The organism is Providencia sp. LY12 (genome assembly GCF_057621555.1).
The window spans coordinates 1,898,895-1,914,457 of record NZ_CM172594.1; the positions used below are offsets into that span (position 1 = coordinate 1,898,895).

Sequence of the window (15,563 nt, forward strand, 5' to 3'; positions counted from 1 at the left end):
ATCATGGGCTGACAGGCAAAGACTACACACAGCAATTTGGTTAAGTAAGTCACGTTAGAAATTAAATAACATAACTTATTAATTCGTTATCGAAGAGATATTAACAGGGATATATTAAACTGTTTAAATAAGTTAATCACTCGGAACACTCTTAATACCATATTACTTATTGTTCCCAAATGATTATTCATTCGATGTGGAGAATATTAACATAATTAAAGATAAAAACTAACAGTAGTGTGTTAAATATTGTTTCTAAATATTAATGAGAATAGATAGTCGAGAAAACATGTCCAAAATGAAACATGTTTTCTCGAATTAAATGAAATTTATTTCTTCATTAAGAATTCTTCTTCAAGGAATTTTTCGGTGGCTTCTAAATTTTCACTTGGTGGTGCCACTTCATTCATCCACGCTTTGAGCAGGCTATACGAGACAGCCAGCACCACAGGACCAATGAATAAGCCAATCATACCGAATGATAAGATACCGCCGATAACACCCACTAAAATAAGCACCATAGGAAGATCTGCACCCATTTTAATTAGCCAAGGTCGTAACACGCCATCCATAGTGGCAACCACCGCCGCCCAGACCCCGAGAATAATTGCCCAGGTAGTATCTCCCGTCCAAAATAGCCAAAGAACGGAAGGAACCATCACTAATAGTGGACCAAGTTGTGCAACACAGCAGATAAAAATCAAGACCGTTAAAATGGCAGCATAGCTAATACCAGATAGGGCAAGACCGACTCCACCTACAATGGCTTGAATTAACGCAGTAACCACCACGCCAAGTGCGACTGCACGAATAGATTGTGCTGCAAGTACCACGGCGGCATCGCCGCGGATGCCCGCAAGACGTACAGCAAAATGACGAACACCGATTGTCACCAGCTCGCCTTTATAATAGAGCAGCCCACTAAACAGCAGCATTAATACGAGGTGAAATAAGAAGCGGCTGGCACTCACGGCCTGCGTTGCAAACCATCCCGCGGCTTGACCGAAATAAGGTTGAACTTTAGCCAATAACGCGTTACCACCACTTGCCACTAAACTGTGCCAAGCGTAATACAGTTTCTCTCCGACCATAGGCACTTGATTCAGCCACTCTAAATCCGGCAAGGTGATGCTGGCCGGTGATTTTGCCAATTCGATAAGTGGCGCACTGTTTTGAATAATGCTGCCAATCAGAATACTGGTTGGAATAACGAAAAGAAGGAATATCAGTAGAACCATGGTCAGCGAAGCAAGCCAGCGCTTATTCCAAAGACGTGCTTGTAGTCGTAAGAGAATTGGCCAAGTAGCAATCACCATCATCCCTGCCCATACGAATCCTAAAATAAATGGGCTTAAGACCCAAAAACAGGTCGCTATCATAAAGATAATAGAGAGCAGTCCAAGGACGAGTTTGGGTAAATCCAAACGTTTTTGCGATTTTTCCATTAATGATCAATCCTTAACAAATGAAAATTCTGTGGGGTTAGGGCTTTTACAGGTGAAAATAACGTAATTATTTTTCATGCTTAAAAGAAACGATATTGTGATATGGTTTTACTGACAATGTCACCGGCAGATGCGCTATCTTTACAGGCTGCGAGGGAGCACTCCAATAAACCTTGTGCCTATTGTGCTACTTAAACTAAAGATAGTACATAACGACAAATGCGATTACTCAACAACAAGAGTCATGATTAATAATGATCCCGCGTATATCTGAAGCACCACATCTTAGTCAGTTAGCTATCCAATTTCTGCACGAGCTACAACAGCAAGGTTTTACTGGTGATACTGGCACCAGCTACGCTGAGCGTTTATCCATGGCGACTGACAACAGCATTTACCAACTATTACCACAAGCTGTCATCTTCCCGCGTTCCAGCGCTGACGTACAAATCATTACGCGCGTCGCAGGGCAAGACAAATACCGTGAATTAAGTTTCACGCCACGCGGCGGGGGAACGGGCACTAATGGGCAATCACTCACCGAAGGGATTGTAGTGGACATGTCCCGCTATATGAATCGAATTTTAGAAATCAACCCAGAACAGGGATGGGTAAAAGTTGAAGCTGGCGTGATTAAAGACCAACTCAACCAATTTCTAAAACCGTATGGCTACTTTTTCTCTCCGGAGCTATCCACAAGTAACCGTGCGACATTGGGCGGGATGATCAACACAGATGCTTCTGGACAGGGATCATTAGTGTATGGCAAAACGTCAGACCATGTTTTAGGGGTTAAAGCGATGGTTTTGGGTGGCGCTTGTCTTGATACTCGCGCTATGCCTATCGAACTCGCCCAAACGATTGCGTTAGAGGATTCAGTCGAAGGGCGTATCTATAAAACTGTACTTGAACGCTGCTTAGAGCAACGTCCGTTAATTGAAGAAAAATTTCCAAAACTAAACCGATTTTTAACGGGCTATGACTTACGCCATGTTTTTAATGATGACCTTACTCAATTTGATTTAACGCGAATTCTAACGGGGTCTGAAGGGTCGTTGGCGTTTATTACGGAAGCCACGTTGGATATCACGCCGCTACCGAAAGTGCGCCGTTTGGTGAACGTCAAATATGATTCGTTTGAATCCGCATTGCGTAACGCACCGTTTATGGTGCAGGCGCAAGCGCTCTCGGTAGAAACCGTCGACTCGAAAGTATTGAATCTTGCGAAAGAAGATATTGTTTGGCACTCCGTCAAATCGCTGATCACCGATGTACCGAATAAAGAGATGCTTGGGCTGAACATTGTTGAGTTTAGTGGCGATGATGAAGACGAAATCAATCATTTGACTGATAGTTTATGCCAGCGCCTTGATGAATTGATGGCGAGCCAGCAAGCGGGCGTGATTGGCTACCAAGTTTGCCATGACCTTGCTGATATTATCCGTATCTATAATATGCGTAAAAAAGCAGTGGGATTATTGGGGAACAGCAAAGGTGCCGCGAAACCCATCCCATTTGTTGAGGATACCTGTGTACCACCGGAGCATCTTGCGGATTATATCGAGGAATTCAGAGCGCTACTGGATAGCCATAAACTGAATTACGGGATGTTTGGTCACGTGGATGCGGGCGTTTTACACGTTCGCCCAGCATTAGATATGTGCGACCCTCAGCAAGAAATGTTAATGAAACAAATTTCGGATGAGATTGTTGCTTTGACGGCAAAATATGGTGGCTTACTGTGGGGGGAACACGGTAAAGGCTTCAGAGCGCAATATAGCCCAGAATTCTTTGGTGAAGTGCTTTACGGTGAACTGCGCAATATTAAGGCGGCATTTGACCCTGATAACCGTTTGAACCCTGGAAAAATTTGCCCACCAGCGGGTATCGATGCCCCAATGAAACAGGTAGATGCAGCTAAACGCGGTACATACGATCGGCAAATTCCTGTTCAAATACGCCAAGAGTTCCAAGGTGCGATGGATTGCAACGGCAACGGGCTCTGTTTTAACTTTGATGTTAAAAGTCAAATGTGTCCATCAATGAAAATTAGCCGCCAGCGTGTGCATTCACCGAAAGGTCGTGCAACGTTAGTTCGTGAATGGCTACGTTTATTGGCGGAACAGGGCGTAACGCCAGAGCAAATTGAAAAAGGCGTGAAAAGTGAGTCTCCATCGTTACGTGGGTTGATTGAAAAAACACGTAACTCATGGCGGGCGAAGCAAGGGGATTATGATTTTTCCCATGAAGTGAAAGAGTCGATGTCTGGGTGTTTAGCCTGTAAAGCGTGTTCGACTCAGTGTCCAATTAAAATTGATGTACCGTCTTTTCGCGCAAAATTTCTTGCGCTATATCATAGCCGTTACTTGCGACCGGTTCGTGACCATATTGTGGCGAATGTGGAAGCCAGTGCTCCGTTAATGTCAAAAGCACCGGGCGTTTTTAACTTCTTCTTGCGTCAAACGGTGGTTCAGAAACTGAGCGAACACACTATTGGTATGGTGGATTTACCGTTATTTTCTCAACCGACGCTGAAACAGGAGTTATCAGGGCATGCAGCGACCTCCCTGACATTAGAACAACTTGAAGGAATGTCTGCCAGCCAGCGCGAAAAACATGTGCTTGTGGTGCAAGACCCATTCACCAGCTACTACGATGCAAAAGTGGTCGCGGATTTTGTTCGTTTGATTGAAAAGTTAGGCTACAAACCTGTGTTACTCCCATTCTCACCAAATGGCAAAGCACAACATATCAAAGGTTTCTTAAGCCGTTTTGCGAAAACCGCACGTAAAACATCGGATTTTTTAAATCGCGTTGCTAAACTGCAATTACCGATGGTGGGTGTCGATCCTGCATTGGTACTGTGTTATCGCGATGAATACCATGAAATTTTAGGTGAGCAGCAATGCCAATTTACGGTAATGCTGGCTCATGAATGGTTAATCTCATTACCGGAACAAACCAAGAATGATGGGACAGATGAGCAACCTTGGTATCTCTTTGGTCACTGTACCGAATCAACGGCATTACCAAATAGCGCCAACCAATGGGCGGCACTGTTTTCCCGTTACGGACGCAAACTGACTAACGTGAGTGTTGGATGCTGTGGAATGGCGGGAACATATGGTCATGAAGTCGCTAACCTTGAGAATTCAAAAGGTATTTACAATCTGTCGTGGAAACCTGCGATAGAAAAACTGCCCCTAGAACGCTGCTTAAGTTCGGGATATTCTTGTCGTAGCCAAGTAAAACGAATGGAAAAAACGGCAATCAAACACCCAATTCAAGCCTTACTGGAGATTGTTTCATGATTTGGAAGCGTCAATTTAACTTGCAACAAATGGCGGCGATGGCTGAAAGCTGTATGTTAGGCCATATAGGGATTGAAATTACAGGCTTTGGTGATGACTACCTTGAAGGTACCATGCCAGTCGACCATCGCACCAAACAGCCTTTTGGTTTGCTACACGGTGGTGCTTCGGTTGTATTGGCTGAATCCTTAGGTTCAATCGCAGGCTACCTATGCAGTGAAGGTGATCAACGTGTAGTTGGTGTGGAAATTAACGCAAACCATATTCGTGCAGCGCGAGAAGGTGTGGTGAGAGGTGTATGCAAACCGATTCATCTAGGGCGCCGTCAGCAAGTGTGGAATATCGAAATTTTTAACGAGAAAAACCAACTGTGTTGCACCTCCCGTTTAACAACTGCCGTATTGTTTGAATAATCAGCAGTTTGTTTATTCTGATACCCTCAGTTTATTTGAGGGTATCAATCCTATATTTATCTTTCATATCAATTCTTTATAACTTATCTAATTTATTCATTCTCATTCAATGAATGTGGTACTAAACCGAATATCACTTTATTAATTTGTGTTATTTTTATGTACTCAATAATACATAAAAAATATTATCATGAATGAGATTTATTTCTTAATTATTAATTGGTTAGATATTTCCATAAACTAAAATCCTGTCAGTAAACCGTTCTCATAGCTATAACCTCTTAAAACAAATGGTTGAAGTCATATGGGTAATCATTACCATGTCATATAGAGAAGAAATCGCTGATAACAGGCTGAAAAACCATAAGAAAAGTGAGGTCAATATGACTGGTGGTGTAGAAACATTTTCATTGGATGAAAATTCATGGCAGGGCGTCAGCCTAACCCCAAGTGCCGCTAAACAGATCAATAAGTTAGTTCTTCAAACACCGAATAGTAAAGGTCTATCCCTCGGCGTGAAACAGTCGGGATGTGCAGGTTTTGGATACGTCTTCGAGATGATTGAAAACCCAACCGATGACCACTTAGTGTTTGAACTCGATGGTGCACACCTGTATGTGCCTAAAAAAGCAATGCCATTCATTGATGGCACGGTAGTGGATTATGTCCAAGAAGGGCTTAACCATATTTTTAAATTTAATAACCCGAAAGCTCAACATGCCTGTGGGTGTGGTGAAAGCTTCGGCGTTTAACTTGTGAAGCTAGATTATGTCTCAGAGCAATGTAGAAGTTGGCGAAGATGTTCAAAGCTGGCTTGATGAAAAACGTTATAAAGAAGGCTTTTTTACCCAAGTTGCCACCGATGAGATGGCAAAAGGGCTAAATGAAGAGGTGGTTCGTGCTATTTCTGCGAAGCGTAATGAACCTGAGTGGATGCTGCAATTTCGTCTTGATGCCTTTAATCACTGGAAAGGCATGGAAGAGCCACACTGGCTGAAAGCCCATTATCCAAATTTGGATTACCAAGATTATAGCTATTATTCCGCGCCATCTTGCGGGTCGTGTGATGATGCCTGTGGTTCACAGCCAGGCGCGACGCAATCAACAGGCGCTGCGGAAGAAGCAAATTACCTGACGAGTGAAGTTGAAGATGCTTTCAATCAGCTTGGCGTGCCTGTCCGTGAAGGCAGCAAAGTGGCGGTAGATGCAATTTTTGACTCCGTTTCTGTATCGACAACCTACCGTGGCGACTTAGCCAAACACGGTATTATTTTTTGCTCGTTCAGCGAAGCTATTCAAGAATACCCTGAACTGGTTCAAAAATATTTGGGTAGCGTTGTTTCGAGCCACGATAACTTTTTTGCTGCACTGAATGCGGCGGTAGCATCGGACGGAACCTTTGTTTACATCCCGAAAGGGGTGCGTTGTCCGATGGAGTTATCGACCTATTTCCGTATTAATGCGGCAAAAACAGGGCAATTTGAACGTACAATCTTAATTGCCGATGAAGGCAGTTATGTGAGTTACATCGAAGGGTGTTCAGCACCAGTGAGGGATAGCTATCAATTGCACGCAGCTGTTGTAGAAGTGATTATCCATAAAGATGCCGAAGTGAAGTACTCGACAGTTCAAAACTGGTTCTCGGGTGGTGATAGCGAAACGGGGGGAATTCTTAATTTCGTGACTAAGCGCGCCCTGTGCGAAGGGGAAAACTCTAAAATGTCATGGACACAATCCGAAACGGGTTCTGCCATTACGTGGAAATACCCAAGCGTGATTTTAAAAGGGGATAACTCTGTCGGGGAATTTTTCTCTGTCGCGCTGACCAACGGTAACCAACAAGCGGATACGGGAACCAAAATGATCCACATCGGCAAAAATACCCGCTCAACGATTATCTCAAAAGGGATTTCGGCAGGTAAAAGCCAAAATAGTTATCGTGGACTTGTCAAAATACTCCCGAGCGCCCATAACGCCCGTAACTTTACCCAATGCGACTCCATGCTGATTGGTACCCAATGTGGCGCTCATACCTTCCCATATGTGGAAGTGAAGAACAATACCGCGCAATTAGAACATGAAGCGACAACGTCGCGCATTGGTGAAGACCAGCTGTTTTATTGCTTGCAACGTGGGATCAGCGAAGATGACGCTATCTCAATGATTGTTAACGGCTTCTGTAAAGATGTTTTCTCAGAATTGCCACTAGAGTTTGCCGTTGAGGCACAAAAATTATTGGCTATCAGCTTAGAACACAGTGTGGGCTGATCCTAACCGAGTTTAGTTGCGCTTGAGCGCTAAAGGCATGTTGATATGTTAAGTATTAAAGATTTACATGTAAGTGTAGAAGGTAATGAAATCTTAAAAGGGCTGTCTCTGGATATTAAACCGGGGGAAGTTCATGCCATTATGGGACCAAATGGTTCGGGTAAAAGTACTTTGTCCGCAACCCTAGCAGGCCGTGAAGATTACCAAATTGATAGTGGTGAAGTGACATTCAACGGTAAGGATTTACTTGAGTTAGATCCAGAGGAACGCGCAGGCGAAGGGATTTTTCTTGCATTCCAATATCCGGTTGAAATTCCGGGCGTGAGTAACCAATTTTTCCTGCAAACGTCAGTGAATGCGGTGCGCGAATATCGTCAGCAAGAGGCGTTAGACCGCTTTGATTTCCAAGATTTTATCGAAGATAAAATCGAATTGTTGGATATGCCACAAGACCTGCTCACCCGTTCAGTTAACGTAGGTTTCTCTGGTGGCGAGAAAAAACGGAATGACATTTTACAGATGGCGGCGTTAGAGCCTAAGTTATGTATTTTAGATGAAACCGATTCGGGTTTAGATATCGATGCGCTAAAAATCGTCTCCAATGGCGTGAATTCACTACGTACACCAGAGCGTTCATTTATTATCGTGACCCACTATCAGCGCATTTTGGACTATGTAAAACCTGATTTTGTTCACGTCCTGTATCAAGGAAAAATCATCAAATCCGGTGATTTCAGTTTAGCGAAAAAACTGGAGGAGCAAGGCTATGGCTGGCTTATTGACCAACAGTGAAAGAGCGGAAAAACGCGCTGCGGTTGATGCTTTAAATCAGCAGGCAATGCGCCGTTTTGAAACGCTATATGAGCAAGGATTAGGTGGAAAATCTCAGCACGCACAAACCCATTGGAGCCTCGCTAAACACGTAGGGCTGCCCGCTTTTCGTCATGAAGACTGGCACTATACTCCGTTAAACAGCGTGTTAAATACCCACTACCGTTTTAGCTCGCAAGAACAGCAGGCACCGCTAAGTGACGCACTTGCATTAGCTATCAATGCCTATCGTGTTGTGTTGGTGGATGGACGCTACAATGCGGAACTGAGCTCTGTCGATACGGGGGAATTTCAAATTTCTCTGCTCGATAGCCAAGACTGGCTACCAGATGCGGTGAACAGCGAGATTTTCTTACATTTAACGGAATGCCTAGCGGCTCAACCGCTTATCATCCAGTTAGCTGCCAATAAAGTTGCGACTAAGCCACTCTATTTACTGAATATCTCCAGTGGTAGCCATGATCTAGAATCGATGAACATGAGCCAATATCGCTACCATTTGACACTGGGGAATAATAGCCAGTCTCAAGTGATTGAACACTTTATCAGCTTAGATGACCAACCGCATCTCACCGGAGGGCGTTTAACGGTCGAAGTGGGTGATAATGCTCAGTTTACCCATTTCAAGCTGATGACAGAAAATCCACAGGCGCAGCACTTTGCTCATAATGACATTGTGGTGGGGTGTGATAGCCAAGTGAAAAGTAGCAGCTTTTTATTAGGCGCAGGGCTAACCCGTCATCATACAAGTAGCCGTCTTGACGGTGAAAATACGGAGTTTGAGCTAAACAGCCTGTTGTTGCCGCAAGGTAATGAAATTGCCGACACACGCAGCTATCTTGAACATAATGCGGGTTATTGTAATAGTCGACAGTTGCATAAAGTGATCGCTATGGATAGCAGCAAAGCGGTATTCAACGGGATGATCAAAGTTGACCCTAATGCGCTGAAAACAGACGGTCAAATGACTAACAATACCTTATTGCTAGGTGAAAAAGCGGAAATCGACACGAAGCCTCAACTGGAGATCTATGCCGATGACGTGAAATGTGGTCATGGAGCAACGGTTGGGCGTATCGATGATGAGCAACTCTTTTATCTACGTTCTAGAGGGATTGATAGTCAAGCTGCTAAGCAGATGATTATCAATGCATTCGCAGCTGAGTTAACCGAATCGATTACTATCGATGGGTTAAAACAGGCGGTGATGGCGAGTATTCATCAACGTTTAGCGGAGGTGTAAACTGATGCCATTTGACGTTGAATCGGTCAGGCAGGATTTTCCTGCCTTAGCGCAATCCGTGAATAACCATCCATTGGTCTATTTAGATAGCGCGGCGAGTGCTCAAAAGCCTCAGCAGGTTGTGGATGCAGAGAGTCAATTTACGTTGCATCAATACGCGGCAGTGCACCGTGGGGTTCATACGTTAAGCGCGAATGCCACCACGCTGGTGGAAAATGTTCGCCAAAAAGCCGCGGATTTTTTGCATGCGGCTTCCCCTGAAGAGATAGTGTTTGTCAAAGGGACGACGGAAGGGATTAACCTTGTTGCTAATAGCTTTGGGCGCCAGTTTATCCAGCAAGGTGATAATATTATTATCACTGAAATGGAGCACCATGCGAACATTGTTCCTTGGGTTATGTTGGCGCAAGAGCGTGGTTTTGACGTCCGAATTCTGCCTATCCTTGAGGACGGTACCCTCGATACCACTCAGCTCGGACAACTCATCGATGCGCGTACAAAACTCTTCAGTTTCACTCATATTTCCAATGTGCTTGGTACCGTTAATCCGGTGAAAAAATTGATTTCACAAGCGCGTGAAATTTCAGAGCAGTATGGAAATAGGCTGGCTATCCTGGTAGATGGTGCGCAAGGGGCGATGCATCAACAGGTGGATGTACAAGCGCTAGACTGCGATTTTTATGTTTGTTCAGGTCATAAGCTATATGGACCAACAGGTATTGGGATCCTCTACGGCAAGAAGGCATTGCTTGAGAAAATGCCACCTTGGGAAGGGGGTGGGGCGATGATCCGCCAAGTCAGCCTGAAAAAAGGAGTCACATTTGCGGACATTCCATGGCGATTTGAAGCTGGCACCCCAAATATCAGTGGTATCATTGGGTTAGGCGCAGCTTTAGACTATCTCAATGAGTTAGGATTAAGTGAAACTTTTGCGTATGAAAAGCAATTGATGCAATATGCGACGGATTTGCTTAAGCAAGTGCCTTCCCTTCATTTATATGGGAATGACCAGCGTGAAGGCGTGATAGCCTTTAATTTAGGTGAACATCATGCATATGATGTTGGGGCATTTCTGGATAGATATGGGATTGCTATTCGTACTGGGCACCACTGTGCTATGCCATTAATGGAACATTATCAAGTTCCTGCGATGTGTCGGGCATCTATTGGTGTTTATACGACTAAGCAGGATATCGATGCTTTGTATAATGCGTTACTGCGTGTTAAACAATTACTTGGCTAGTACCGATGGTATATCGAAGTCACCGTATTGCAGCAAATAGAGATTGTAGCAGATAGAGAGAAGGAAATATTATGTCGGCGTTACCCGATGAAGCGAAGCTATTACGCAATTTTGCACGTTGCCAAGATTGGGAAGAACGCTATTTGTATATGATTGAACTGGGCGGGCGATTACCTGCGTTATCTGAAGCTCAACAGGTGGATGATAACTTGATAGCAGGTTGCCAAAGCCAAGTGTGGATTGATATGCAAAAACAACCGGATGGTCATGTTGTTCTTGCCGGAGATAGTGATGCCGCTATTGTTAAAGGGTTAGTGGCGATTGTGATTATTCTCTTTCAAGGAAAAACACCTGAACAGATCCTTGCTGTGGATGTAAAACACTTTTTCCAGCAATTGGCGCTTGAGCAGCATCTTACGCCTTCTAGGACTCAAGGTTTAAATGGCATGATCAAGTCAATTTTAGCGCGAGCTCACCAACTTCTTTAAGTACTCAGTGGGAAATTGTCAGAATTTCCCACACTTTTCTTTTCTTCCTATTATTCTTATTCTAGAAAATATACTTAAGTAACTCACTGTATTTTATTGCTAAACTAACAATGGCGAGACAAAATTAGCTCACATTCAAATTATTAGCAGACTAAAATATTTATTAAGTATTAAAGATATTCGAGATAGTTGCTATTATGAGCGATATTGTTTGAATTTTGTAATGAATCTTATTTTCCTTGGAGTAGGTATGAAAAGAGTTTTGACGGCGGTAAGTCTGTTTGTCATGAGTGCGGTGCTGGCACCAGCGCAGGCTAAAGATTATCCATTACCCAATAACAACACACGCCTGATCGGGGAAAATATCACCTATGTGGTGCCTAACGATGGACGTCCACTGGAAGCTATCGCAAGCGACTATCAGATTGGTTTGTTGGCGATGTTAGAGGCGAACCCAGGAACAGACCCTTATTTACCTGAAGTGGGTAAGCCACTGATTATTCCTGCTCAAATGTTATTACCTTCGACACCGCGTACCGGTATCGTGATTAACTTAGCGGAAATGCGTCTTTATTATTACCCTGAAAATAGCCATAAAGTGGCTGTGTATCCGATCGGTATTGGTCAGCTAGGACGAGATACACCTGAAATGGTGACGTCCATTAGCCAATTGATTAAAGACCCTACATGGACACCAACCACCAATATCCGTAAACATTATGCACAGCAGGGTATCACACTCCCGGCGGTGGTACCTGCTGGTCCAGAAAACCCGATGGGACTGTATGCGTTACGCCTGTCTTATGGTCGTGGTGAATATTTGATCCACGGTACAAACGCCAATTTTGGTATTGGTATGCGTGTTAGCTCTGGCTGTATTCGTCTACGCCCAGATGATATTAAAGCACTGTTTACTAACGTACCAAAAGGAACGCGCGTTCAAGTTATCGATCAGCCAGTTAAATATGCAAAAGAGCCAGATGGTAGCTATTACATTGAAGTGCATCAGCCACTGTCACGTAAAGACAGTGATGACCCACAGACAATGCCAATCAAGCTGACTGAAGATTTCCAAGCGTTTTTAGCGAGTAACCCAGGCATTGATAAAGCGAAAGTTCAAGCAGAGTTGTCTAGACGTTCAGGATTGCCTGTAAGGGTTAATGTTGGGGATGATTCAGAATCGATGAAACGCGATTATCAGCAATTAAAACCCATTGCGCCATTCACGATTACTCAACCACAACCTGTGTTTGAAGGAGAAGTGAAGTCTTCAATTCCTGCCAAATATCAGTCATTTAAAAGCTAATGACTACCTGCCTTAAATCAGTTTTGAAGTAAAAAATAAGGGCCTATAAAATAGGCCCTCAACAATAATTCAGCTATTAAGCTTTTCTAGATAACATCAAGCCGGACTTATTTTTTGTAAGTACGTACTTGGTTGTCCAGTCGTTGGTTTGCACGAGCTGCTTCTTCTTGTGCAGTTTGTACATCAGAACGCAGAGACTGAACGTCGTTGCTCAGTTGGTCAACTTTACCGTTCAGAGTTTGCACGTCTGAAGAGAGCTTTTGCACTTCAGTGCTGTTAGAACAACCCGCCAGTAATGCTGAAGCTAATACGATAGAGCCCAGTACAATTTTAGTACGAATCATTATTTTACCCTCTAGATTGATTTATCTTGAAAATATAAAAGCAAGTAACCAAAAAATAGACTTAAGAGCGTTATCTTAAAGCTACCTCTATCCCTTTAAAACAACCTAATGTAAATTAGGGTATGGTACTTACTAAGTCTTATGCTAGTACGTAATTCAAAGTTTTGCTAGAAATACTTTATATTTAACAGGGTGAAAACGAATAAAAATTTCAATTAAGGGTTGTTTAGTTTGAAATTTGAGCAAATGGTTATCGTTTTATGATTTATTTTGTAAATGCTTTGTAATCAAAATCTGGGTGAATTATATCTTCGCGGATCATAACGTAACTTATTGAAATTATGTTTCGCACGGATTGCTAAATTTCAGTTATTCCAGATAATAAAAAACCCTACTGCCGTGAAGCAATAGGGTTAATGTCACGCTAGATTATGCAGGACAACTGTGATGCAAGGCAACTACAGAACATGTACTGATGAGGTATTTGTTGTACCACTTTGTACTAATGCTCCGGATACCATCACGACGGCATCACCTTCAACCGCTAAACCACTTTCCAACGCTGCACGTTTACCTTCACGATAGAAATCATCTGTGGATTCGAAAGGACCCACGATCATCGGAATAACGCCTTTCACTAACAGTAACTGGCGAGCAGTTTCTTCGTTAGTTGTCAGAGCCAGAATCGGTGCGGTAGGGAAGTATTTACGTACTGATTTTGCGGATTTACCACCATAAGTTGCGACAACGATTAATGGCACGTCCAGTTTTTCAGACATTTCAACGGCACCACGGCAGACAGCTTCAGTCACACGTAAGCGCTGGGTTGGTTTTTGATTTTCAATACGCGTTGGCATAACGCGGTCAGTACGCTCACAGATAGTTGCCATGATAGTCACAGCTTCAACTGGATACTTACCTTTCGCACTTTCCCCAGACAGCATAACTGCATCTGTACCGTCTAAGATGGCGTTTGCAACGTCACCAGCTTCTGCGCGGGTAGGGCGTGGGTTTTTGATCATTGAATCTAGCATTTGAGTCGCAGTAATAACGACTTTGCGAGCTTTAACACATTTTTCAATCATCATTTTTTGGGCGAAGATAACTTCTTCTACCGGGATCTCAACCCCTAAGTCACCACGAGCAACCATGATACCGTCAGAGGCTTCAAGAATTTCGTCGAAGTTATTTAAACCTTCTTGGTTTTCGATTTTAGAGATGATTTGAATATTCTCGCCACCGTGTTTTTTCAGGTGAGCGCGAATTTCTTCAACGTCTGAACGTTTACGGATAAATGAAGCGGCAACAAAGTCGACACCTTGTTGGCAACCGAAAACGAGGTCTTCTTTATCTTTTTCTGCCAGAGCAGGTAAGCCAATAGAAACGCCCGGTAAATTAACACCTTTTTTCTCACCAAGATCGCCATTGTTTAATACTTGGCAAATGACTTCAGTTGCAGTGATGTTGGTTACGGTCATCCCGATTAAACCATCATCCACTAAAACGGTGTCACCCACTTTCAGGTCTTTGGTTAAGCCAGGGTAAGTGACTGCAACGCGTTCTTGGTTGCCGATAACGGAAGTATCTGTTGTGAAAGTGAAAGTTTGACCTGCAACGAGAGAAACATCATTGCCGCCTTCCAGTTTCATGGTGCGGATTTCTGGACCTTTAGTGTCCAGCAGAATAGCTGCTTGTTTACCGGTTTTTGCACAGACAGAGCGGAGGTTGTTGATACGTTGACCGTGTTCTTCATAGTCACCGTGGGAGAAATTAAGGCGCATGACGTTCATGCCTGCATCCAATAACTGAGTTAATTTCTCTTCTGATTCGGTTTTTGGACCGATGGTACAAACAATTTTGGTTTTTTTCATGGCAGTCTATCTAATGGTTATAAAGGAAATCGGTATTGCCGCCGATGCTTAATGCGCAAGATAGTCTATGTTGCGCAACTCATTTATAAGAATAGGCGACAGTCTGGTATTCAAAATCTGGTTATTTAAAAAACGTCACTTTTTGACTCTTATTATAGTGTAGATGACATTTTTCATTAAAGCTAACATGCTGATTTGCCTTTGTTGAAACCTTTCAGCTTGTGGGATTATTATAAACAACATCAAACTGTGAGACAAATCAAATTTTGCTAAATTTGATGCAGAAGTAATTAAGATCAAACAACAGCGAGATTTTCAGTTGAAAGTGGGTTGCGCAACAAAATAAGGGAAAACAAAATCACAATCAAGATAAATATGATATTTGAAAAAAGCACTTTAATCAGGGTAAGTAGGGCTCAGGATAAATAATGATTCGGAATAAGTAGAATGGTGCGTCCGAGTAGACTCGAACTACCGACCCCCACCATGTCAAGGTGGTGCTCTAACCAACTGAGCTACGGACGCACTGAGATGAAGCTTTGGTTTGTCACTGATGACAAATTCAAATGGTGCGTCCGAGTAGACTCGAACTACCGACCCCCACCATGTCAAGGTGGTGCTCTAACCAACTGAGCTACGGACGCACTGAGGTGAAACTTTGTTTGTCGCTAGTGATGAATTTAAATGGTGCGTCCGAGTAGACTCGAACTACCGACCCCCACCATGTCAAGGTGGTGCTCTAACCAACTGAGCTACGGACGCATATCAATTATTACTGCTCTAACGACGGGGACGAATAT

Annotated in this window: 12 protein-coding genes and 3 tRNA genes; 9 read left to right on the forward strand and 6 right to left on the reverse strand. The window is 43.4% G+C overall.

Annotated elements, in window-relative coordinates; translation table 11 throughout:
- Nucleotides 1-329 precede the first annotated feature (329 nt).
- Complete coding sequence (gene ydiK / locus ACY3ZI_RS08985; RefSeq protein WP_036950431.1) at nt 330-1,445, reverse strand: AI-2E family transporter YdiK; 1,116 nt, start codon at nt 1,443-1,445, stop codon at nt 330-332.
- 254 nt (nt 1,446-1,699) lie between these two features.
- Here ydiK and ydiJ point away from each other — a divergent pair, with 254 nt between their 5' ends.
- The 9 genes from ydiJ to ACY3ZI_RS09030 all read left to right on the forward strand — a co-directional run bounded on the left by ydiJ (nt 1,700) and on the right by ACY3ZI_RS09030 (nt 12,548).
- Nucleotides 1,700-4,756, forward strand: coding sequence for a D-2-hydroxyglutarate dehydrogenase YdiJ (gene ydiJ / locus ACY3ZI_RS08990; protein WP_487377198.1), 3,057 nt, complete (start codon nt 1,700-1,702; stop codon nt 4,754-4,756).
- Nucleotides 4,753-5,169 (forward strand): hotdog fold thioesterase, encoded by a 417-nt coding sequence (locus ACY3ZI_RS08995; RefSeq protein WP_036950426.1) that lies wholly within the window; start codon nt 4,753-4,755, stop codon nt 5,167-5,169. Before ydiJ ends, ACY3ZI_RS08995 begins: the two co-directional genes overlap by 4 nt.
- A gap of 383 nt (nt 5,170-5,552) precedes the next feature.
- Nucleotides 5,553-5,921: a Fe-S cluster assembly scaffold SufA gene (gene sufA / locus ACY3ZI_RS09000; protein ID WP_036950521.1), complete on the forward strand. Its 369-nt coding sequence runs from the start codon at nt 5,553-5,555 to the stop codon at nt 5,919-5,921.
- Between the two features lie 16 nt (nt 5,922-5,937).
- Nucleotides 5,938-7,437 (forward strand): Fe-S cluster assembly protein SufB, encoded by a 1,500-nt coding sequence (gene sufB, locus ACY3ZI_RS09005; RefSeq protein ID WP_036950424.1) that lies wholly within the window; start codon nt 5,938-5,940, stop codon nt 7,435-7,437.
- A gap of 45 nt (nt 7,438-7,482) precedes the next feature.
- Nucleotides 7,483-8,229, forward strand: coding sequence for a Fe-S cluster assembly ATPase SufC (gene sufC / locus ACY3ZI_RS09010; protein ID WP_211885345.1), 747 nt, complete (start codon nt 7,483-7,485; stop codon nt 8,227-8,229).
- Complete coding sequence (sufD, locus tag ACY3ZI_RS09015; RefSeq protein WP_211885346.1) at nt 8,204-9,511, forward strand: Fe-S cluster assembly protein SufD; 1,308 nt, start codon at nt 8,204-8,206, stop codon at nt 9,509-9,511. Before sufC ends, sufD begins: the two co-directional genes overlap by 26 nt.
- Before the next feature lie 4 nt (nt 9,512-9,515).
- Entirely contained in the window at nt 9,516-10,754 is a 1,239-nt protein-coding gene (gene sufS, locus ACY3ZI_RS09020; RefSeq protein WP_487377201.1) for a cysteine desulfurase SufS, read from the forward strand.
- 71 nt (nt 10,755-10,825) lie between these two features.
- A complete protein-coding gene (gene sufE, locus ACY3ZI_RS09025; RefSeq protein WP_036950416.1) occupies nt 10,826-11,242 on the forward strand; it encodes a cysteine desulfuration protein SufE in 417 nt (138 codons plus the stop codon).
- A 250-nt stretch (nt 11,243-11,492) separates the two neighbouring features.
- A complete protein-coding gene (locus tag ACY3ZI_RS09030) occupies nt 11,493-12,548 on the forward strand; it encodes a L,D-transpeptidase family protein (RefSeq protein ID WP_036950414.1) in 1,056 nt (351 codons plus the stop codon).
- Between the two features lie 107 nt (nt 12,549-12,655).
- Here the strand turns inward: ACY3ZI_RS09030 and ACY3ZI_RS09035 are convergent, their stop codons facing one another.
- From ACY3ZI_RS09035 to ACY3ZI_RS09055, 5 genes are all read right to left on the reverse strand, one after another.
- Complete coding sequence (locus ACY3ZI_RS09035) at nt 12,656-12,892, reverse strand: major outer membrane lipoprotein (RefSeq protein WP_004263789.1); 237 nt, start codon at nt 12,890-12,892, stop codon at nt 12,656-12,658.
- A gap of 458 nt (nt 12,893-13,350) precedes the next feature.
- Nucleotides 13,351-14,763: a pyruvate kinase PykF gene (pykF, locus tag ACY3ZI_RS09040; protein ID WP_036950412.1), complete on the reverse strand. Its 1,413-nt coding sequence runs from the start codon at nt 14,761-14,763 to the stop codon at nt 13,351-13,353.
- Between the two features lie 448 nt (nt 14,764-15,211).
- A tRNA-Val gene (locus tag ACY3ZI_RS09045) sits at nt 15,212-15,288 on the reverse strand.
- Between the two features lie 42 nt (nt 15,289-15,330).
- Nucleotides 15,331-15,407, reverse strand: a tRNA-Val gene (locus ACY3ZI_RS09050).
- A 41-nt stretch (nt 15,408-15,448) separates the two neighbouring features.
- Nucleotides 15,449-15,525 (reverse strand) — tRNA-Val (locus tag ACY3ZI_RS09055).
- Nucleotides 15,526-15,563: the final 38 nt, after the last annotated feature.

Excerpts from the sequence above, each read along its gene's own strand:
- sufD (WP_211885346.1), top strand. The coding sequence starts at position 8,204 with ATGGCTGGCTTATTGACCAACAGTGAAAGAGCGGAAAAACGCGCTGCG.
- sufC (WP_211885345.1), top strand. The coding sequence starts at position 7,483 with ATGTTAAGTATTAAAGATTTACATGTAAGTGTAGAAGGTAATGAAATC.
- ydiK (WP_036950431.1), bottom strand. The coding sequence starts at position 1,445 with ATGGAAAAATCGCAAAAACGTTTGGATTTACCCAAACTCGTCCTTGGA.
- ydiJ (WP_487377198.1), top strand. The coding sequence starts at position 1,700 with ATGATCCCGCGTATATCTGAAGCACCACATCTTAGTCAGTTAGCTATC.
- sufB (WP_036950424.1), top strand. The coding sequence starts at position 5,938 with ATGTCTCAGAGCAATGTAGAAGTTGGCGAAGATGTTCAAAGCTGGCTT.
- sufA (WP_036950521.1), top strand. The coding sequence starts at position 5,553 with ATGACTGGTGGTGTAGAAACATTTTCATTGGATGAAAATTCATGGCAG.
- ACY3ZI_RS08995 (WP_036950426.1), top strand. The coding sequence starts at position 4,753 with ATGATTTGGAAGCGTCAATTTAACTTGCAACAAATGGCGGCGATGGCT.
- ACY3ZI_RS09030 (WP_036950414.1), top strand. The coding sequence starts at position 11,493 with ATGAAAAGAGTTTTGACGGCGGTAAGTCTGTTTGTCATGAGTGCGGTG.
- pykF (WP_036950412.1), bottom strand. The coding sequence starts at position 14,763 with ATGAAAAAAACCAAAATTGTTTGTACCATCGGTCCAAAAACCGAATCA.
- sufE (WP_036950416.1), top strand. The coding sequence starts at position 10,826 with ATGTCGGCGTTACCCGATGAAGCGAAGCTATTACGCAATTTTGCACGT.
- sufS (WP_487377201.1), top strand. The coding sequence starts at position 9,516 with ATGCCATTTGACGTTGAATCGGTCAGGCAGGATTTTCCTGCCTTAGCG.
- ACY3ZI_RS09035 (WP_004263789.1), bottom strand. The coding sequence starts at position 12,892 with ATGATTCGTACTAAAATTGTACTGGGCTCTATCGTATTAGCTTCAGCA.